The 19801-nt window shown below is 62.0% G+C and carries 14 protein-coding genes; 13 read left to right on the top strand and 1 reads right to left on the bottom strand.

The annotated features are described in order from the left end of the window. The first annotated feature begins 39 nt into the window (after window positions 1-39). The gene (locus AC0KVQ_RS02265; protein WP_473419481.1) at window positions 40-1242 is read left to right on the top strand and encodes a CmpA/NrtA family ABC transporter substrate-binding protein; all 1203 of its coding nucleotides are present in this window, start codon (window positions 40-42) and stop codon (window positions 1240-1242) included. A gap of 369 nt (window positions 1243-1611) precedes the next feature. Here the strand turns inward: AC0KVQ_RS02265 and AC0KVQ_RS02270 are convergent, their stop codons facing one another. Continuing rightward, window positions 1612-3660, bottom strand: a complete 2049-nt coding sequence (locus AC0KVQ_RS02270) for a TonB-dependent receptor domain-containing protein (protein WP_473419482.1) — start codon at window positions 3658-3660, stop codon at window positions 1612-1614. Between the two features lie 324 nt (window positions 3661-3984). Between AC0KVQ_RS02270 and AC0KVQ_RS02275 the strand changes: the two genes are divergently transcribed. The 12 genes from AC0KVQ_RS02275 to moaA all read left to right on the top strand — a co-directional run bounded on the left by AC0KVQ_RS02275 (window position 3985) and on the right by moaA (window position 19741). Continuing rightward, complete coding sequence (locus AC0KVQ_RS02275; protein WP_473419483.1) at window positions 3985-4596, top strand: PepSY-associated TM helix domain-containing protein; 612 nt, start codon at window positions 3985-3987, stop codon at window positions 4594-4596. 19 nt (window positions 4597-4615) lie between these two features. Continuing rightward, window positions 4616-5107 (top strand): DUF2271 domain-containing protein, encoded by a 492-nt coding sequence (locus AC0KVQ_RS02280; RefSeq protein ID WP_473419484.1) that lies wholly within the window; start codon window positions 4616-4618, stop codon window positions 5105-5107. Further along, window positions 5104-5919, top strand: coding sequence for a DUF4198 domain-containing protein (locus tag AC0KVQ_RS02285; protein ID WP_473419485.1), 816 nt, complete (start codon window positions 5104-5106; stop codon window positions 5917-5919). Before AC0KVQ_RS02280 ends, AC0KVQ_RS02285 begins: the two co-directional genes overlap by 4 nt. Then, window positions 5916-6224: a hypothetical protein gene (locus AC0KVQ_RS02290; RefSeq protein ID WP_473419486.1), complete on the top strand. Its 309-nt coding sequence runs from the start codon at window positions 5916-5918 to the stop codon at window positions 6222-6224. The genes AC0KVQ_RS02285 and AC0KVQ_RS02290 overlap by 4 nt, the downstream gene beginning before the upstream one ends. A gap of 49 nt (window positions 6225-6273) precedes the next feature. Next, window positions 6274-7230, top strand: coding sequence for a helix-turn-helix transcriptional regulator (locus AC0KVQ_RS02295; protein ID WP_473419487.1), 957 nt, complete (start codon window positions 6274-6276; stop codon window positions 7228-7230). A gap of 618 nt (window positions 7231-7848) precedes the next feature. Continuing rightward, complete coding sequence (locus tag AC0KVQ_RS02300; protein WP_473419488.1) at window positions 7849-9057, top strand: nitrate/nitrite transporter; 1209 nt, start codon at window positions 7849-7851, stop codon at window positions 9055-9057. A gap of 9 nt (window positions 9058-9066) precedes the next feature. Continuing rightward, complete coding sequence (locus tag AC0KVQ_RS02305; protein WP_473419489.1) at window positions 9067-10740, top strand: bifunctional protein-serine/threonine kinase/phosphatase; 1674 nt, start codon at window positions 9067-9069, stop codon at window positions 10738-10740. A gap of 294 nt (window positions 10741-11034) precedes the next feature. Beyond that, window positions 11035-13467: a nitrite reductase large subunit NirB gene (gene nirB, locus AC0KVQ_RS02310; RefSeq protein ID WP_473419490.1), complete on the top strand. Its 2433-nt coding sequence runs from the start codon at window positions 11035-11037 to the stop codon at window positions 13465-13467. Then, window positions 13464-13775, top strand: coding sequence for a nitrite reductase small subunit NirD (gene nirD / locus AC0KVQ_RS02315; protein ID WP_473419491.1), 312 nt, complete (start codon window positions 13464-13466; stop codon window positions 13773-13775). The genes nirB and nirD overlap by 4 nt, the downstream gene beginning before the upstream one ends. Before the next feature lie 568 nt (window positions 13776-14343). Then, window positions 14344-17103 (top strand): nitrate reductase, encoded by a 2760-nt coding sequence (locus AC0KVQ_RS02320; protein WP_473419492.1) that lies wholly within the window; start codon window positions 14344-14346, stop codon window positions 17101-17103. Window positions 17104-17148: 45 nt separating this feature from the next. Then, window positions 17149-18384, top strand: coding sequence for an MFS transporter (locus tag AC0KVQ_RS02325; RefSeq protein ID WP_473419493.1), 1236 nt, complete (start codon window positions 17149-17151; stop codon window positions 18382-18384). 373 nt (window positions 18385-18757) lie between these two features. After that, on the top strand, window positions 18758-19741 hold the full coding sequence (moaA, locus tag AC0KVQ_RS02330) for a GTP 3',8-cyclase MoaA (RefSeq protein ID WP_473419494.1): 984 nt from the start codon (window positions 18758-18760) through the stop codon (window positions 19739-19741). The last annotated feature ends 60 nt before the right edge of the window (window positions 19742-19801 follow it).

A 19801-nucleotide genomic window follows, 5' to 3' on the forward strand; every position in this document is an offset into this window, starting at 1 on the left:
TTGTGAGCAGCGCAAAAAGTTTGATTGGGGTTGACCGACATGGCAGTGGATACGCGTGAATTGCTGGGCTTGTTGCCCGACCAGGAACGGCCCGTCACTTGGGCGGCCGGCAGCGATGCGCCGGAAAAAGCCGATCTGAAACTTGGTTTTATCCCGCTGACCGATTGCGCCCCGCTGGTGGTTGCCACGGCGATGGGGCTGGATCGCAAATACGGGCTGAATTTCACGCTGTCTCGCGAGCCTTCCTGGGCCAGCATCCGCGATAAACTCGGCAGCGGCGAGCTAGATGCCGCGCACATGCTGTATGGTATGGTCTACGGCCTGCAGCTGGGCGTAGGCGGGCCGCAGCAGGATATGGCCGTGCTGATGACGCTCAGCCGCAATGGCCAGGGCATCACGCTGGCCAATGCGCTGCGACAGCAGGGTGTGCGCGATGGCGAAAGTCTGGCCGCGCATATCAAGCGCCAATCCGTGCGCCCGGTGTTTGCCCAGACTTTCCCGACCGGCACGCATGCCATGTGGCTGTATTACTGGCTGGCCAGCTTTGGCGTGCACCCCCTGCAGGACATTGAATCGATCGTGGTGCCGCCGCCGCAGATGGTCTCGGCCATGCAGGCTGGCCACATGGTGGGCTATTGTGCCGGTGAGCCGTGGAATGCACGGGCGATCACGCAAAAAGTGGGGTTCACTGCAGCCACCAGCCAGCAGATCTGGCCGGATCACCCGGAAAAGGTCATCGGCACGACGCAAGCCTTTGTCGATCGATATCCCAATACCGCACGCGCGCTGATCATGGTCTTGCTGGAGGCCTGCCGCTATATCGATACCCTGGCCAATCGTTCACGGGTGGCTAACCTGATCGCGAGCTCGGCGTATGTGGATGCCGATGTCGCTGAAATCGAGGATCGTTTTCTCGGGCGCTATACCAATGGTCTGGGTCTGGCCTGGCAGGACCCGCACCGCATGCGCTTCCATGATGAGGGCAGGGTCAACTTTCCGTATCTCTCGGATGCGATGTGGTTTCTGACGCAATTGCGCCGTTGGGGCCTGCTCCGGCAGGAGCCGGATTATCTGGCACTGGCGCAGCAGGTGAACCGGACGGCGCTGTATGCCGAGGCAGCCAGCGCACTCGGAATTGCCGTACCGGAACAACCGATGCGCAAGAGTGTTCTGATCGATGGCAAGGTGTGGGATGGCACGCAGCCGGCCGACTATGCGGCCAGCTTTGCCATCTGTGCTTGAGAATCTGCCATTGGCTTGCAGCGATGTTGTCCATCCGACGGTAGCCCAGAGCCTTGGCGAATGTTTGCAGGTACACCCCTAACCCCTTCAAGGCCGCCGAGGAGGAAGCGAGACCCAGGCTCGCGACCGACGCAGGAAAGCGCAGAGCGCCGGCCGCCCGGGGGCTGCTTTCTTTGGTGACTTTCTTTGCAGAAACAAAGAAAGTCACTCACCTGCCGGGGTGAACTCCCGGCCAATCCCGGCGTGCAATGCCTTGTTCGCTGTTTATGGTGCTCGGCTTGAGCATGTGTAACGCTTAGAGCTTCACGATCTGTAGCGAGAAGCCATTACGCCGCTGAACGCTTCTCGCGACAAACGTTGAATAGGTTCTTAAAACTTCCAGCTCGCCTGCAGGCGCAGTTCCCGTCCCGGTTCGGCGTAACCCAGCACCGTGCTGGTGGTGCCGCTGGCGTAGAACGAGCTCTGGTCGTAGTAATACTTGTCGAACAGATTGCGGATGCTCAGGGTCAGGCGCGGGCCTTTCTTGCCTTGCGGATCCCAGTTGGCATACAGGTCGTGGATGCCATAGCCGGCCTTGGTGCCCTGCACATTGTTGCTGTTGGCCACCGTGTACGCCACCGACTCGACAAAGCGGCTGTTCCAGCCCAGCTCGATCTGCGCCGTGGGCGAGTAGGACAGCCCGGCGCTCCAGGTACGCCCGGTAGCTACGCCCAAGTTCATGTCGCCGTCCGACAACGCCCGGCCGTTGAGCTTGGGCTTGCTGTGCGCCACGCCGGCACTGATGCGGAACGGCCCGCTTTGCCAGCCGCCGCTCAACTCGTAGCCCTTGGAGACGACCTTGCCCAGATTGTCGCGCACGCTCGATGAATTGATATCGATGTAATCATCGATGGTCAGGTGGAACACCGAGCCCTTGAGGCTGAACGGCCCGCTGGCATAGTTGAAGCCCAGCTCGATATTGCGTGCGGTTTCTTCCTTCAGATCGCTGGCGTTGGGGCGTGCCGAGCCCAGATGCAGCATGAACGATTCCACCAGGCCGACGCCGCGCACGGTGCGCGATGTGCCGGTGTAGAAACCGAGCGCATCGGTAGCCTGCCAGTTCAGCCTGGCGCTCGGGCTGAAGCCGCTGCTGCTGAAGCTTTGGCCCATGCTGTCGTCGTAGCTGTATTGATCAAAGCGCGTGCCTGCGGTCAGGGCCAGACGTTGCCATAGCGGCACGGTGCCCTCGACGAATACACCCTTCACGTCGGATTCTTCCCGGCCGCTGGCGCTGGTCAGGTTATAGGCGTTGAGCGTGCGGGCTTCCTGGTTCAGGTAGTTCAGACCGTAGCGGATTTCCGCATCGCCAATTTTTGAGGTGAGTTTGGCGTTCACTCCGCGTCCCTCGACCTCTTCACCCCAGCGCCAGCCATCGGGCGAACCGGTCATGGCAAAGGCGCCGTTGTTGGTGCGCCAGTTGGTGGTCTGGTTGCGATAGCCGACCACTTCGGCCGCGGGGCCGCCGGCGCTGCCATCGTAGCGGTAGGTGGCAGTGAAGTTGTCCTGGCCCAGCTCCTGCTCCATCGGTGCCAGGCTGCGGGCAAAAATGGTCATGTTGTTGCGCAGGAAGCGGGCCCCTTCATCCTGCAAGGTGTTGTAACCCAGCGAGAGCGTATGGCCTTCCAGCAACCGCCAGTTCAGCTTGGCCAGCAGGCTATCCTGCGTGCTGGCGGTGTTGGTGTATTCATGGCCGCTGCCGTCCTTGTAGTTCTCTTTTTCCTGCCGGCTGCCGGAAACCAGGAAATCGAAGGCTTCCATCGGCTTGGCATAGGCGGTGGCACCGGCTTTCCAGCCCTTGTTGCTGGAATATTCGCCACTGAGGATGCCGCCGACTTTCTCGCCGGCTTCCAGCAGGTCACCGGCATCCTTGGTGGTCATGCGGATCGCGCCGGCCAGCGCGCCCGGGCCACTGCTCGGCAGCGCGGCGCCCTTGTCGATCTCGACCGATTTGATCAGGTCCGGATCGACCAGTATGCGGCCCTGATGGTGGAACACGTTGCCACCCTGGCTGGCGCCATCGAGCGTCTTGCCAAGCATCGTGTCCTCGATGCCACGCACGTAGACCTTCTGCGCGCTGGTCATGCCGCCGCCACCAACGTTCACGCCCAGTTCATCCTGGAAAACATCGCGAACATCGCGCGCAGCCTTGCGCTCCAGTGTTTCGGCATCGATGGTGATGCCCGATTCTGCTTGGCTTTGTGCCGTGACCTGCACTTCGGGCAGCGTGGTGTCGGCGGCGAGTGCCAGGCCCGGCTGGAACAGCGAGGCAATGGCAAAGCTGATCAGCGTTTTTCGGATAGCAAAAGATCTTTGAGTCGGGTTTTTTCTCGGTTGCAGGCAATTTGCCTGGGATAACCGGGTAAAGCGACGTTCAAGCATGGTGCGATCAACTCCCTGTATGTGATCAATGAGTTTGGTTGTGACGATTTATTGTTAACAATGAAAGTAATTATCATTTGTTGCGAGGGTATCCGGGACAGTTGGGTCGTTCAAGCCTGAAAATGGCCATATTGCTGAATCGTTGGCTTGCGCAAACAAAAAAATTGCTCAGGCAGAAAAGCAAGTGCTTGTCGGAAAACGGCGCGGAAATCCTGGGACGATGGCGGATCAAAGCGTCATTCTGTCTCTTGATTTATATCAATTGACATAAATTCTCATTATCAAATATATTCGGCCGGTCTTGATCAATCGCTGGCGTTGCCCATGAAACCTGGCCAGAAACAGGCTGCGCTGGCGCGCTGGATGCGGCCGGTGCATGTGTACTGCTCGCTGTTCATGCTGCTGGTGGCGCTGTTCTTTGCAGTGACCGGCATGACGCTCAATCACCGTGAATGGCTGCCGCACGCACCTGCGCCGCAACGCTGGGAAATCGCGTTGCCGGCTGAACTGATGGTGCGGGAACGCTGGGTGCAGCATCCGGACCGCTTGGGGCGCCAGGCATGGCAATGGCTGGCGGACACGCAATCGCTATCCGGCGTGGAGTTGCGTTACGACTGGGATGGCGAAGGCGTGATGCTGATCGATGCCAAGCGCCCCGGCGCGTACGTTGTGGCCGAGATCGACGTGATGCAGGGCAGGGTACTGATCGAGCATCACCGCAAGGGTTTCTGGGCGGTACTCAACGATCTGCATATGGGGCGCTACAGCCCGAAGGCGTGGCGCTGGTTTATCGATTTTTCCGGGGTGGCGATGCTGGTTTTCACCCTGAGCGGGCTGGTGCTGGTGTTGCCGCAACGCAAGCGGCGCGCGCGCCTGTTTGGTCTGGCTGCGGCCGGTGGCCTGCTGATGCTGGGATTGCACTGGCTGGCTGTCTGATGGGGTGTCTGGAGAACGCATGCTGAAACGAAAAACATGGGGCGCAGTGCTGCTGGGGCTGGCTACGTTGGCTCAGGCCGATGTCAGTGTGCGCTTCGATCTGCCGGCCAAGGAAGGCAGTCTGTATGCGCGGCCCTACGTGGCAGTGTGGGTGGAAACGCCTTCGGGCGAGCCGGTACAGACGCTGGCGGTGTGGCATAGGCAGACCGACTGGCTCAAGGATCTGACGCGCTGGTGGCGCAAGATCGGGCGTAGCGGCGATTACGCGGTCGATGCCGTGGCCGGTGCGACGCGCCAGCCCGGTGGTTATCAGCTGGTGTGGAACGGACGCAATCGTACCGGCCAGCCCGTGCCGCCCGGCAAGTATGTGATCCAGCTCGAGGCCTCGCGCGAGCACGGCAATCGCAGCCTGATCAGCGTGCCGATCGAGCTCGGCAAGTCCGCGCGGTTTACCCATCCGGCTGCCGAAGAGATCGGCCCGGTGCAGATTCAGACTGGAGTCCTGCCATGAAACGATTGCTGCAAAGAGCCTGTGCCGCGCTGGCGCTGCTTGGTGCGAGTCTGGTACAGGCGCACCCGGTATGGATGCTGCCCAGCGAGTTCAATGTCTCTGCCAGCGAGGCGTGGTGGATTACCGTGGATGCCAGTGTCTCGCACAGCGTGTTTCACCCGGATGGCCCGATCGGGCTGGATACCTTGCAGATCACCAATCCCGAGGGCGAACGCTTGCCCTCGGTTCCGTTTGCCAAGGGCAAGCGCCGTTCCGTCTTCGATCTGCAATTGAGCGACGAGGGCACTTATCTGGCCGAACTGCGCCTGCCGGTGCGTTATGTCACCACTTACCAGCAGGGCGCACGCAATACGGTGCGGCGCATGCTGGGGTTGAAGCAGGCGCTGCAGGCGCAGATTCCGGCAGGTGCGCGCGAGGTGAAAACCACGGCGTATCACATAGTCAGCCGCTTCTATGTCACGCGCAAGGCACCGACACGCACCGTCATGTTGCCTACGGGCAAGGGGATCGAGCTGCTGCCTGTCACGCATCCGGCCGATATCGTGGTCGGCGAGCCTGCCATCTTCCGGCTGACGCGCGATGGCCAGCCGCTGGCCGGGGTCGAGATCGAACTGGTTCCGCACGGCACCTATTACCGCAACGACCGGCGCCAGACCCTGCTGAAAACCGATGCGGCCGGCGAGGTGCGTTTCGAGCCCGCCATGATGGGGCCGCACCTGATGACGGTGCCGGTCGAGGTGGCCAGCACCAATCCGCAGGTGGATGCCGAATCGATGTTGTTTTATCTGAGCTTCGAGGCCCTGGGGCAATGAAGCGCCGGCTCTTTCTGTTGGCCTGGGCGCTGACCGTGCCGGCCCATGCGCATACGCCGATGCTGGATTGCCGCATGGAAGGGAGGGAAATTGTCTGTACCCCCGGTTTCAGCGATGGCACGCCGGCGCCGGGCATGACCGTGCAGGTTTACAGCTATGCCGACGAATTGCTGCAAAAGGCGCAGGCGGATAGCCAGTCCCGGGTGAAATTCCAGCGCCCACCGGGCGATTTTTATATCCGTTTCGATCCGGGGCATGAATCCCCGGCCGAATTCGACCATGCCGATTTGCCAGCAAGTGAGTAGAAAACCGGAAATGCAGACCGTTCGGGATAAACCTGCCCAGGATGAAGCAATGCTGAGCGCACACGCCATCAGGACGCAGTGGCGGCCGATCCTCAGCGATTACCGCCGCATCGATGCCGCCGAGGATGGGGCGCCGGCGCTGATGCAGGGACGGGCCGGGCTGTGGCAGGTGCGCCCGGGTTTTTACCTTTACACGGCGGACTGGGTGCATCTGCAGGATATGCAGTGCCAGGCCATGTTGCATCCCGGCGTGCATGTCCTGCTGCGTTTGCAGGGCTGTGCCGGACTCTCGCTGGGCGATACGCCGCTGCTGCCCGATCCGCAGGCGCAGGATGCCACGGGGTCTGCCGGCCTCGCTTTTTTCCTTGCCGAGCCGACACCGATGATCCGGCAGGCAAGTGTGGAAACATGCGAGCGCATGGTGGGATTGCTGCTGATGCCGCAGTGGCTGGAAAACCATGGCCTGCTTTCAATGGATATCCGCGCGGGATGGGGGCGGCACCTCTCGTACCGGCGGTGGCGGCCTTCGGCCCGGGCGACCACGCTGGCCAACCAGTTGTTGCGCCAGGGTACACAAGCGAATCCGTTGCAGCAGTTGCTGTGCGAGAGCAAGGCGCTGGAGCTGGTGGCCGAAGCGCTCGATTTCCTGGCTTGCGATCAACCGGAAAGCGCCGGCCTGCGCCCGGATGAATTCCGTCGTGTCAGCCGGCTGAAGGCCTTTCTCGATAGCGGCGAGGCAGACCGGCTGGATCTGGCAGCGATTGCCCAGTATGCCGGCTGCAACGCGAATTCCTTGCAGCAGTGGTTTCGTCAGGCCTATGGCAAGACGATTTTTGACTACCTGCGTGAATCCCGTCTGCGCCGCGCTGCCCGCCTGCTGGAGCAGGATGGCATCAGTGTGGGGCAGGCGGCCGAGGTGGCCGGTTATAACAGCCAATCCAATTTCTCGACTGCCTTTAGGCGCTGTTTCGGCATCTGCCCCAAGCAGATGCGCTGCAAGGTGTAAATGGCGTGTGTGATGTAACACGCGCAACACCCGCCAAGGCGAGAATTCCTGTGGGGTAATTTGCCAGTGAGAGCCTGTTCACGATCATTTCACTGCAGCGCCAGACAGGAAAAGGGCTGGCCACAAGGCGAACGACGCTGGCAATAACGGGTTATTTCCAAGGCGTTCAACGCAGTGGATGGCCATTTTCCTGCCTGGCCCGGCGGGTTCCGGGCATTGCCGGCAGCCGCCGGCGTTACAAACCGCTTGTGGTACACGTACCACGACACGGTTTGTGTCTTGGCCTCTATCCGGCACTGCCCAGAACGCTGCGGTGAAATGATCGTGAACAGGCTCTGAAACCGCCGTGCGCGGCTTCGGTGCAAATTACTGCTCCGTTGGCACCCCCCTGGTGCAAGCCCCTCCGGCCTCTGAGGGGTATTTTTTTATCCGTACACAGTATTGATAACGATTTTCATCCTTGGCACAGGCTTTGCTTTGCTGATGGCAATCCGGCACAACGAGGTGCCGGGATGTATCGCACAGATCATGTGCGGTGAGGTGGTACAGGACAAAGGCGTCTGGAAGCTTGTTATCCATGCAGGCATCCCGGCGCTTTTTTGCTTTCTGGAGAACAAGATGAACAAGAGTTTCTGGCAGTCCGGGCATACCCCGACGCTACTGTCCGCGTTTTGCTATTTCGACCTGAGCTTCATGGTCTGGTATCTGCTGGGCCCACTGGCGGTGCTGATTGCCACCGATCTGCAACTGGATGCCCAGCAGCGCGGCATGATGGTCGCCACGCCGACGCTGGCCGGCGCGGTATTGCGCCTGCTGTTCGGCATGCTGGTCGATCGCATCGGCCCGAAGAAAACCGGGCTGATTGCACAAGTCATCGTGCTGGTGGGGCTGGCTGCCGCCTGGAAGATCGGCGTGCACAGCTACGGTCAGGTGCTGCTCCTAGGGCTTTGCCTGGGCGTGGCCGGTGCGGCATTTGCGATTGCGCTGCCGCTGGCTTCGCGCTGGTATCCGCCCGAGCATCAGGGCAAGGCGCTTGGCATTGCCGGGGCGGGTAATTCCGGTACCGTGTTCGCCGCGCTGTTCGCGCCGGCGCTGGCGATTGCCTACGGCTGGCAGAACGTATTCGGCCTGTCGCTGATTCCGCTCGGCTTTGCCTTCGTGGTGTTTCTGGTCTTTGCCAAGGATGCGCCCAACGCACCGCCGCCCAAGTCGCTGAACCAGTACCTGAAAGCCCTGGGCGATGCCGATGCCTGGTGGTTCATGTTCTTCTACTGCGTGACCTTCGGTGGTTTCCTGGGTCTGGCGAGCTCGCTGCCGAGCTTCTTCCATGATCAGTTCGGCATGGCGCCGAAAATGGCCGGCTTTGCCACGGCGGCGTGTGTGCTGGCCGGTTCGGTGATGCGCCCGATCGGCGGCACGATTGCCGACCGCATCGGCGGCATCAAGAGCCTGTTGATCATGTATACCGTCGCGGCGGTCTGCATCGCCGGAGTGGGGGTCGGCCTCGGTGCGGTGCTGACCATCGTGCTCTTCATCGGCGCGATGCTGGCGCTGGGCGCAGGCAACGGTTCGGTGTTCCAGCTGGTGCCGCAGCGTTTCGCCAAGGAAATCGGCGTGATGACCGGGCTCATCGGCATGGCCGGCGGCATCGGTGGTTTCCTGCTCGCCGCCGGGCTGGGCATGGTCAAGCAGCACAGCGGCAGCTACCAGCTCGGGTTGTGGGTGTTCGCTGGACTGGCACTGTTTGCCTGGGTGGGGCTGGCTCGCGTGAAGCACCGCTGGCGTACGACGTGGGGGTCGGCAGCGTCGACTTCTGCGCGCGTCTAATCTAGTGGTATGAGTGCCCAGATCCTCCACTGGGGTGGCCAAAGCCACCCCGGCCAGAAAAGCCGCAACGAAGACGCCTGGCAGGCTGTCCAGCCTGCCCCGCCTTTGCCTGCAAGTCTGGGCGCGCTATTCCTGTTGGCCGATGGCGTGAGCGATTGCGCCGATGGTGCGCTCGCGGCGCAGAGCACGGTGCGCACGCTGGCAGCCGATTATTACGCGGCCCCGCAAACCTGGAGTGCCACGCAAACGCTGCAAAGCCTGCTTGCCGCGCAAAATCGCTGGTTGCTGGCGCAGCCGCACCAGCTGCTCTTGACCACGATTGCCGCACTGGCGCTGCGCGGCCATCGCTACACCGTGGCGAGTGTCGGCGATACACGCGTCTATCTGCTGCGCAGCGGTGAGCTGCAGCAGCTCAGCGTCGATCACAACTGGGCGCAGCCCGGCTGGCAGCATGTGTTGAAGCGTGCGGTTGGGCTCGATGCGCATCTGGTGCCCGATTTTGCCGATGGCGAGCTGCAGGTAGGCGACCGTTTTCTGCTGGCTTGCGATGGTATCTGGCAGCCCTTGGGCGATGATCGCCTCAGGCAACTGTTAAGCGATTTCCCCGATCCGCAGGCTGCATGTGAAGCGCTGATCCGCAATGCGCTGGCGGCCGGCGGCGACGACAACGCCACCGCCATCGTGATCGACATCGCCAGCCTGCCCGAGCGCGCACTGGCGGACGATTTCGCCAGCATGTCCGCGCTGCCGCTGCCGCCGAAACTCAAGGCCGGCGATACGCTCGACGGATTGCACATCGACAGCATCCTGCACGAAGCGCGCGGCAGCCTGCTCTATCGTGTGCATAACGCTGCGGGCGAGCCGTGGCTGTTGAAAACGTTGCCGCCGCGCTCCGAAGATGATGAGCTTGCGCGCCAATCCTTGATGATCGAGGAGTGGCTGCTCGCCCGCATGGCCAGCCATTATTTTCCCGAGATCGGCCAGCACAGCGGGCGCAACTACCTTTACCTCCTGATCCGTGAATACGAAGGCGCGACGCTTGCCGCACGCCGCGAGCGCCACGAGGCCTGGAGCGTGCCGGCCGGGGTGCAGATCGGACTGCGGCTGCTGCGCGCGCTGGGGCTCCTGCACCGCAAGAATGTGCTGCATCGCGATATCAAGCCCGAGAACATCCATCTCGCCGACGATGGCCGGCTGCGCCTGCTCGATTTCGGCGCGGCCTGCTGCCCGGGGCTGACCGACGACGGCGCCACCACGCAACCGGGTACGCCAAGCTTCATGGCGCCCGAGCTGCTGGCCGGCGAACCCGCCAGTGTGCAGACCGATCTGTATGCCGCCGGCGTGACGCTCTACTGGCTTTTCACAGGCCACTATCCGTATGGCGAAATCGAACCGTTCCAGCGCCCGCATTTCGGCGAACCCGCCCGGCCTACCCGCTGGCGTCCGGACCTGCCGGCCTGGCTGGAAAACCTGCTGCTGAAGGCCGTCGCCCGTGATCCCGCCCAGCGTTTTGAAACCGCCGAGGAATTCGTGCACGCGCTGGAAATGGGCGAGCGCGATCCGGTGGCACGCCGCCATGTGCCGCTGATCGAACGCGAGCCGCTGAAGTTCTGGCAAACCCTGGCGCTGGTCGCCTTGGTACTCGATCTGGTATTGCTTTACCTGCTTTTGCTGACAGGGTAATGCCCCGCCACAGTGCGCCCGTGCCCCGGGGCAGTGCGTTGTCTAGCGTTCGCAAACCGGAAAACCGGCAAAAAACATTATCTGGACTGAGAATCACTCGCTGGCACAGGGTTTGCTTTGTATCAAACAAATCCTGCGGCAATGATGCTGCAGATATCGGAAGACCGGCCCAAAGGCGGGTAGTGTCTTCCCAGGGACAAAGGCGTCCGTGGTGGATCGAAAGATCGCACCCCGGGCGCTTTTTTTATTTCTGCAGGCAAAGATCCCCGCAGCAAAAAGAACAAGGAGATTCCGATGCAAAAGCCAAAATTAGTCTTGATCGGCAACGGCATGGCGGGCGTGCGCACACTCGAAGAGTTGTTCAAGCTCAAGCCCGACATGTACGACGTGACTGTCTTCGGCGCCGAACCTCATCCCAACTACAACCGCATCCTGCTCTCGCCGGTGCTGGCGGGCGAGCAGACCGTGCAGGACATCATCCTGAACGATCTGGATTGGTATGCCGATCACAACATCACGCTGCATCTGAACAAGAAAGTGGTGAAGATCGACCGCGTGAACCGCAAGGTGATCGCCGCCGACGGTACCGAGGCCGAGTACGACCGCCTGCTGCTCGCCACCGGCTCCAACCCGTTCATCCTGCCGATTCCGGGCAAGGATCTGCCGGGTGTGATCACCTACCGCGATATTTATGACACCGAGCAGATGATCGAAGCGGCCAAGGTGCACAAGCATGCGGTGGTGATCGGTGGTGGATTGCTGGGGCTGGAAGCCGCCAACGGCCTGATGCTGCGCGGCATGGACGTGACCGTGGTGCATCTGGGCGAATGGCTGCTGGAGCGCCAGCTCGACAAGACCGCCGGCAAATTGCTGCAGAAGTCTCTGGAAGATCGTGGCCTCAAGTTCCTGCTGCAAAAGCAGACTGCAGAATTGATTGCCGGGGAATCGGGTCGCGTGGCTGCGGTGAAGTTCAAGGATGGCGAGGTGATCCCGGCCGATCTGGTGGTGATGGCCGTGGGCATCCGTCCGAACTACGATCTGGCCGAATCGGCCGGCCTGCACTGCAATCGCGGCATCGTCGTCAACGATACGCTGCAGACGTTCGACCCCAAGATCTATGCGATCGGCGAATGCGTGAACCATCGCGGCACCGCCTATGGACTGGTTGCGCCGCTGTTCGAAATGGCCAAGGTTGCCGCCAACCATCTGGCCAACTACGGTATCGGTGCCTACAAGGGTTCTATCCTGTCGACCAAGCTCAAGGTCACCGGTATCGACCTTTTCTCGGCCGGCAACTTCATGGGCGGCGACGACACCGAGGACATCATCCTGTCCGACCCGTTCGGTGGCGTGTACAAGCGTCTGGTGGTGCAGGACGACAAGCTGGTCGGCGCTTGCCTCTACGGCGATACCGCCGATGGCGCGTGGTACTTCAAACTGATCCGCGAAGGGCGCACGATCAAAGAGCTGCGTGACCGCCTGATGTTCGGCGAATCCGAAGTCGGCGATACCGGCCACCAGGGCCACAACAAGGCTGCGGCGATGCAAGATAGCGACGAGGTCTGCGGCTGCAATGGCATCACCAAGGGCACCATCGTGCAGGCGATCAAGGAAAAGGGCCTCTTCACGGTTGACGACGTGAAGAAGTGCACCAAGGCCTCGGGCTCGTGCGGATCGTGCAAGGGGCTGGTCGAACAGATCCTGATCAATACGCTCGGCACCTCGTTCCAGGCCGCACCGAAGGACAAGGCGATCTGCGGTTGTACCGATCACGGCCACGAAGCCATACGCAAGGCGATCCGCGAACAGCACCTGACCAGCATCCCGGACACGATGGCCGCGCTGCAATGGCGCACCCCCAACGGCTGCGCAACCTGCCGCCCGGCGCTGAACTACTACCTGATCTCGACCTGGCCCAAGGAAGCGAAGGACGATCCGCAAAGCCGTTTCATCAACGAGCGCGCGCACGGCAACATCCAGAAGGACGGCACCTACTCGGTGGTGCCGCAGATGAAGGGTGGCGTGACCAATCCGTCTGAATTGCGCCGGATCGCCGATGTGGCCGACAAATATCACATCCCGATGGTCAAGGTGACCGGCGGCCAGCGTATCGATCTGCTGGGTGTGAAGAAGGAAGACCTGGTCGATGTCTGGAAGGATCTGGGCATGAACTCCGGCCACGCCTACGGTAAGTCGATCCGCACGGTGAAGACCTGCGTCGGCAGCGAATTCTGCCGCTTCGGCACGCAGAACAGCACGCAGATGGGCATCGATCTGGAGACCATGCTCGCGAACATGTGGTCGCCGCACAAGGTCAAACTCGCCGTATCGGGCTGTCCGCGCAACTGCGCAGAATCGGGCATCAAGGACGTGGGTGTGATCGGCGTCGATTCGGGCTGGGAAATCTACGTCGCCGGCAATGGCGGCATCAAGACCGAAGTCGCGCACTTCTTCGTCAAGGTAAAGACTGCCGAGGAAGTGAAGGAATACAGCGGCGCCTTCCTGCAGCTCTACCGCGAGGAAGCGTTCTATCTGGAGCGCACCGTGCATTACGTGAATCGCGTCGGCCTGGAATACGTGAAGAGCAAGGTGGTGGCCGACGAGGCCAACCGCAAGGCGCTGTACGAGCGGCTGCTGTTTGCGCTCGAAGGCTTGCCCGATCCGTGGCAGGCCCGCATCGAGGGTGCGCAGAAACACGAATACAAAATTCTGGAGGTTCAGCCATGAGCGAATTCAAGAAAATCTGCAAGCTGGAAGAGATTCCGCAACTGGGCAGCCGCGTGGTGAAGTGCAAGAACGGCAACGATATCGCGATCTTTCGCAACGCCGAGGACAAGGTGTTTGCGTTGACTGACAAGTGCCCGCACAAGGGCGGGCCGCTGTCTCAGGGCATCGTCTACGGCGAGACCGTGGCCTGCCCGCTGCATGGCTGGCAGATCGGGCTTGCCACCGGCGAGGCAGCCGCGCCGGATGTGGGGTGTGCGCACAAGCATGCGGTGAAGGTTGAGGGTGGCGAGGTGTATCTGGAGTTGTGATCTGTCTGTCACCCTCTCTCGTGCGGGAGAGGGTGGGGATAGCGCGGGTTTTATGCGCCCTTCGGCGCGCTGTTTTGGGTGCCGGTCCCGCCCAGCGTGGCGTGATACTTTCTTTGCTTCTGCAAAGAAAGTATCCAAAGAAAGCAGCCCCCAACGTCCGGCGCTCCGCGCTGCCCTGCGTCGGTCGCGAGCCTGGGTCTCGCTCCGCTCCTCGGCGGCCTTACAGGGGATCGGGGTGTTCTTGCCCACGACTGCGCACCAGATGCAATACGCAGTACCACCCGTTCCCCTTGCCACGCCGAGCATCGCAGAAGATCGTGGGGTTTCGGCGAGGACTGCTTGAGCCCACAGGGCGAGTTCCGCAGCCGCCACGATCTTCGAGAAGCGCAAGGGAACCCGAAGGGCGTGGCAGCGGGGTCGCCTTGGGGGTGAAGGGGGGCTTGGCGAAGCAAGCCTCCCTTCCTGCCCGCCGGGCGGAACCGGCACCTAAATGACTGCGCCGCAGGCGCTGAATAAATAGGATTGACGCTGACAGATCCACAGGAGCGTCAACAACATGGTGACTACGATGACCACTACCATCCGCTCCACCTGCTGCTACTGCGGCGTCGGCTGCGGCGTGCTGATCGAAACCGACGGCCGCAACGTCATCGGCATCCAGGGCGATCCGCAGCATCCGGCCAACTTTGGCCGGCTGTGCACCAAGGGCATGACGCTGCCGCTGACCGCCAGCCATGAAGGTCGCCTGCTGCATCCGGAACTGCGCCACTCGCGCGAAGAAAAGCGCCACCCGGTGAGCTGGGATGCCGCGCTTGATCATGTGGCCGAGCGTTTTGCCGAGATCATCCGCAAGCATGGCTCGGATTCGGTCGCTTTCTACCTTTCCGGCCAACTGCTGACCGAGGACTACTACGTCTTCAACAAGCTCGCCAAGGGCTTGATCGGCACGGCCAATATCGATACCAACTCGCGCCTGTGCATGTCGAGCGCGGTGACTGGCTACAAGAAAGCCTTCGGTGTCGACGGCCCGCCCTGCAGCTACGAAGATCTGGAACTCGCCGATACCGTGCTGTTCGCCGGTTCGAACATGGCCTATGCGCATCCGGTGCTGTTCCGCCGCCTCGAAGCGGCCAAGGCCGCGCGCCCTGAGACACGCTGGATCGTGATCGATCCGCGCCGCACCGATACCGCCGCGCTGGCCGACCTGCATCTGGCGATCCAGCCTGGTACCGATGTGGCGCTGTTCAACGGCATGTTGCACTACCTGATCTGGGAAGACCGGCTTGATCATGAACTGATTGCGCAGCACACCGAAGGGTTCAGCGAGCTGCGCAAACTCGTGCGCGAATACACGCCGAAGATGGCGGCGGAAATCTGCGGGATTGCGGAAGCCGATCTCGTCACGGCGGCCGAATGGTTTGCCGATGCCAAGGGCGCGCTGTCGCTCTACTGCATGGGGCTCAACCAGTCGAGCCATGGCACCGACAAGAACGTGGCGCTGATCAACCTGCATCTGGCCACCGGCCAGCTGGGCCGCCCCGGCGCCGGGCCGTTTTCGCTCACCGGTCAGCCCAACGCGATGGGCGGGCGCGAGGTCGGTGGTTTGTCCACCATGCTCGCGAGCCACCGAGATCTGGAAAACCCGGCGCATCGTGCCGAGCTGGCGCAAATCTGGGGGATAGACAAGGCCATCCTGCCGATTGCGCGTGGCAAGACGGCAGTGGAATTGTTCGATGCGGTGAAATCCGGAGAAATCAAGGCTGTGTGGATTGCCTGCACCAATCCCGCGCACTCGATGCCGGACATCGGCAGCGTGCGTGCCGCGCTGGAAGCTGCCGAGCTGGTGGTGGTGCAGGAGGTATTTGCCGATACCGATACCATGGCGTTTGCCGATGTGGTGTTGCCAGCGCGAACCTGGGGCGAGAAGGAGGGCGTGGTAACCAATACCGAGCGGCGCATTTCGCGCGTGCGCCCGGCCGTGCCCGCGGTGGGCGAGGCGATGGGCGACTGGTGGATTGCCGCGCAGTTTGCGCGCAAGCTGGCTCGCCGCATCCGGCCCGGGCTGGAAACGCTGTTCGATTTCGATTCGCCCGAGGCGGTTTTCAACGATTACCGTGCCACGACTGCCGGGCGCGATATCGATATCACCGGTCTCGATTACGCCCTGCTCGATACCGGCCCGCGCCAGTGGCCGCTGCCGGCTGGTTCGAACGAGGGCACGGCGCGCCTCTACACCGATCACGTCTATCAAACTGCGTCGGGCAAGGCGCAGTTCAATGCCGTTAAGTACCAACCGGTGGCGGAAAGCGTGAGTTCGCGCTACCCGTTCCGTTTGTTGACCGGCAGGCTCCGCGACCAGTGGCACGGCATGAGCCGCACCGGGCGCGTGCCGCAACTGTTCGAGCATGTCAGCGAGGCCCGGTTGGGCATGGAAAAGGGTGACATGGAGCGCCGCAGTCTCAAGGATGGCGATCTGGTGGTGCTGGAGAGCAAGCGCGGCAAGCTGATCGTGGCAGTAGAAGCCTCGCACGAACTGCCATCGGGCAGCGTGTTCCTGCCCATGCACTGGAATGCCCAGTTCATGCAGGCCGGCGGCGTTAACGAGGTAACGATCGGCGCGGTCGATCCGTTCTCGTTCCAGCCTGAACTCAAGCATGCCGCCGTGCGGATCGAAAAGATCGAATTGCCGTGGAGCTGCGTGGTGGTGCGCGAGGGCGACGTGCAGATGCTGATGCACAAGCTGCGTCCATTGCTGGCGCGTTGCCGCTGGGCGAGTCTTTCGTTGATGGGGCGCGAGCATCCGAAGGTGGTATTGCGCGTGGCCGATCATGGCGCGCCGGAAGGCTGGCTCGATGCCATCGACGAAATCCTGGATTTCGAAGTGACGCCCTCTCCTTCCGAAGTAGGGCGAGGGGGACATTCAGCGCCTGCGGCGCAGAGTGGTGTAACTTGCCTGCATTACCGCGATACCCGGCGCGGGGTCGACAAGGTGGCGATGTGGTCGGAAGACAATCGTCTGATCGGTTTGAAACTGGCCGGCGAAACCGTGGCGCAGGATTGGTTGCTGGCCTTGATGAAGACCGATGGTCAGTGGCAATGGCCACGGCAATGGGTCTTCCTGCCCAATGCCACGGCGCCCTCCGGTGCGCCGGGCAAGGATCGCACGGTCTGCAATTGCCTGGGCGTGACCGAATCCGCGATCAAGGCCGAGCTGGCCAAGGGGGCCGACCTGCCGATGCTGCAGATGAAGCTCAAGTGCGGCACCTCGTGCGGATCGTGCGTGCCGGAACTCAAGCGACTGGCTACGGCGAGACCGGTTGCAAGCTGACAAAAGGCGGCGCAAGCTCGGGGTTTTCCTTGCGCCATCTTGAACATGAATACCCCGGATAACGAACTCGGCCGTTTGCTGCGCCTGCCCAGCTTTACCTCGTTCTGGATTGCACGGCTGTTTACCATCAGCGGCTATCAGATGCTGTGCGTGGCAATCGGCTGGCACCTGTACGACATCACCGGCAGCGCGCTCGATCTGGGCCTGATCGGGCTGGTGCAGTTCCTGCCGCGCGTGCTGTTTGCACTGATGGCGGGCGAGGTGGCCGACAGGTTCGATCGGCGCCGCGTGGCCGCAGTGAGCCAGTTCTTGCAGGGTGTGTGCGCGCTGGGGCTGATGGCCAGTTTCTGGCTGCCGGAATACGCGCGGGCAATGATCTATGCCGTGTCGTTCCTGGTAGGCGCGGCGCGGACCTTCGAGTTCCCTGCCACGCAGGCGATGCTGCCGCGCGTGGTCCCGGCCGAACTGCTGCCATCGGCGATTGCGCTGTCGTCCTCGGCGGTTCAGGTCGCCACCATCGCGGCACCGGCGCTGGGCGGCATCGTGTATGTACTGGGCGCGACCACGGTGTATGCGCTGACCGGCAGCCTGTACCTGATCGCGTGTTTCCTGATGGCGCGGGTGCAATTTATCAAGCGCGATCATGAGCCGACCTTGGTGCGTGCGGCCGGATGGGATTCGCTACTCGCGGGTATCCGTTTCATCAGGAGCAAGCCGGCGATTCTGGGGGCGATTTCGCTTGATCTGTTCGCCGTGCTGCTCGGTGGTGCCACGGCACTGCTGCCGATCTATGCCAAAGATATCCTGCATACCGGGCCGTGGGGGCTTGGCCTGCTGCGGGCGGCACCAGCCATCGGTGCGCTGGCGATGGGCGCGTGGCTCGCACGCAAGCCGATCAAGACTCAGGTCGGCAAGACCATGTTCGCCTCGGTGGCGGTATTTGGCCTGGCGACCATCGTGTTCGGTGTATCGACCTGGCTGCCGCTGTCGTTCGTGGCGCTGACTGTACTGGGCGCTTCCGACATGATCAGCGTGGTGATCCGCGGCTCGTTCGTGCAACTGGAAACGCCGGATGACATGCGCGGGCGCGTCAGCGCGGTGAACTCGCTGTTTATTGGTGCGTCCAACCAGCTCGGCGAGTTTGAATCCGGCGTGGTCGCTGCCGCGCTCGGGCCGGTGCTGTCGGTGGTGACCGGCGGCGTGGGAACGCTGATCGTGGTGGCATTGTGGATGAGGTGGTTTCCGCAGTTGGTGCAGCAGGACCGCATGCCGGGCACTTGATTGGCTTCCTTGAAAAGTTGGCTGATACTTGTTGCCGGGATTGGCCGGGAGTTCACCCCGGCGGGTGAGTTTCTTTTCTTGTCTCGCCAAGAAAAGAAACCAAAAGAAGGCGACCCCGGGCGGCCGGCGCTCCGCGCTTCCCTCGTTTGGTCGGGAGCCTGGGTCTCCCTCCTCGCACTCGGCGGCCTTGAAGGGGTTTGGGGTGTATTTGCAAGCGAATGCGATAGTACATGCAAGTGCATGCAAACCGGGAAGTGCTGCGCCAAACTACCCGTTTTACTCCCCTCGCCCGCGTGCGGGAGAGGGGCTGGGGGAGAGGGTGAATCGATGCTTGAGCTCATTTTCATATAGTCCTTGGGAGCCTGACATAGCCATGAATCCCAGCCTGGTTGACCCCTTTGGCCGGCGCATCGACTACGTTCGCGTATCGGTCACCGATCGTTGCGATCTGCGTTGCAGCTATTGCTTGCCCAAGGATGCGCATGGCTTCGAGACACCGGCCAACTGGCTCACGTTTGACGAAATCACGCGCCTGATGGCGGCGTTTGTTGAACTCGGTACGCGCCGTATCCGGCTCACCGGGGGCGAGCCGCTTACGCGCAAACATCTGGCCGATCTTGTCGCCCGGCTCTCCGCCTTGCCGGGGCTGGAAGACCTCTCGCTTTCCACCAATGCTACGCTGCTCGCTGCGCAAGCGGCCGATCTGAAAGCTGCCGGACTCAGGCGGCTCAATATCAGCCTCGATACGCTTGATCGGCAGAAATTTGCGCGCATCACCGGGCGCGATGTGCTGCCGCAGGTGCTGGCCGGTATCGATGCGGCACTCGTGGCCGGGTTCGGGCGCATCAAGCTCAATGCGGTGGCGCTGCCGGATACGTCGTCTGCGGAAATCGAAAACCTGTTCACCTATGCGATCGAGCGCGGGCTGACCTTGCGCCTGATCGAGCCGATGCCGATGGGCGATACCGGCCGCGCCCATGCAGCGGCCAGCCTGGAAACAACGCGGCTGGCGCTGGCCGATAAATTCGGCCTGCAGCCGAGCGTCGATGAGCTGGGCGGCGGGCCGGCACGTTACTGGCAAACGGCAGACCGCCGCGCGCATATCGGCTTCATCACGCCGATGTCGCAGCATTTCTGCGCGACCTGCAACCGCGTGCGCCTGACCGTCGAGGGCGCGCTCTACCTGTGCCTGGGGCAGGAAGACAAGATGGAGTTTCGTGAATTGCTGCGCAGTGGCGCGAGCGCGGAAGAACTGCAAGCCGCAATCCGCGCGGCAATTGCGTTGAAGCCAGAACGGCATGAATTCGTCGAGCAGCCGGCCAAGCTGGTGCGTTTCATGTCTCGTACCGGCGGCTAATCCGGTCATCCCTCGCATCCCGGTGGCGATCCGGCATGGATCGCTTTTTTGCGTCAATAA

It is taken from the genome of Formivibrio sp. oc-25, assembly GCF_055810895.1.

Excerpts from the sequence above, each read along its gene's own strand:
- AC0KVQ_RS02265 (WP_473419481.1), top strand. The coding sequence starts at position 40 with ATGGCAGTGGATACGCGTGAATTGCTGGGCTTGTTGCCCGACCAGGAA.
- AC0KVQ_RS02270 (WP_473419482.1), bottom strand. The coding sequence starts at position 3,660 with ATGCTTGAACGTCGCTTTACCCGGTTATCCCAGGCAAATTGCCTGCAA.
- AC0KVQ_RS02275 (WP_473419483.1), top strand. The coding sequence starts at position 3,985 with ATGAAACCTGGCCAGAAACAGGCTGCGCTGGCGCGCTGGATGCGGCCG.
- AC0KVQ_RS02280 (WP_473419484.1), top strand. The coding sequence starts at position 4,616 with ATGCTGAAACGAAAAACATGGGGCGCAGTGCTGCTGGGGCTGGCTACG.
- AC0KVQ_RS02285 (WP_473419485.1), top strand. The coding sequence starts at position 5,104 with ATGAAACGATTGCTGCAAAGAGCCTGTGCCGCGCTGGCGCTGCTTGGT.
- AC0KVQ_RS02290 (WP_473419486.1), top strand. The coding sequence starts at position 5,916 with ATGAAGCGCCGGCTCTTTCTGTTGGCCTGGGCGCTGACCGTGCCGGCC.
- AC0KVQ_RS02295 (WP_473419487.1), top strand. The coding sequence starts at position 6,274 with ATGCTGAGCGCACACGCCATCAGGACGCAGTGGCGGCCGATCCTCAGC.
- AC0KVQ_RS02300 (WP_473419488.1), top strand. The coding sequence starts at position 7,849 with ATGAACAAGAGTTTCTGGCAGTCCGGGCATACCCCGACGCTACTGTCC.
- AC0KVQ_RS02305 (WP_473419489.1), top strand. The coding sequence starts at position 9,067 with ATGAGTGCCCAGATCCTCCACTGGGGTGGCCAAAGCCACCCCGGCCAG.
- nirB (WP_473419490.1), top strand. The coding sequence starts at position 11,035 with ATGCAAAAGCCAAAATTAGTCTTGATCGGCAACGGCATGGCGGGCGTG.
- nirD (WP_473419491.1), top strand. The coding sequence starts at position 13,464 with ATGAGCGAATTCAAGAAAATCTGCAAGCTGGAAGAGATTCCGCAACTG.
- AC0KVQ_RS02320 (WP_473419492.1), top strand. The coding sequence starts at position 14,344 with ATGACCACTACCATCCGCTCCACCTGCTGCTACTGCGGCGTCGGCTGC.
- AC0KVQ_RS02325 (WP_473419493.1), top strand. The coding sequence starts at position 17,149 with ATGAATACCCCGGATAACGAACTCGGCCGTTTGCTGCGCCTGCCCAGC.
- moaA (WP_473419494.1), top strand. The coding sequence starts at position 18,758 with ATGAATCCCAGCCTGGTTGACCCCTTTGGCCGGCGCATCGACTACGTT.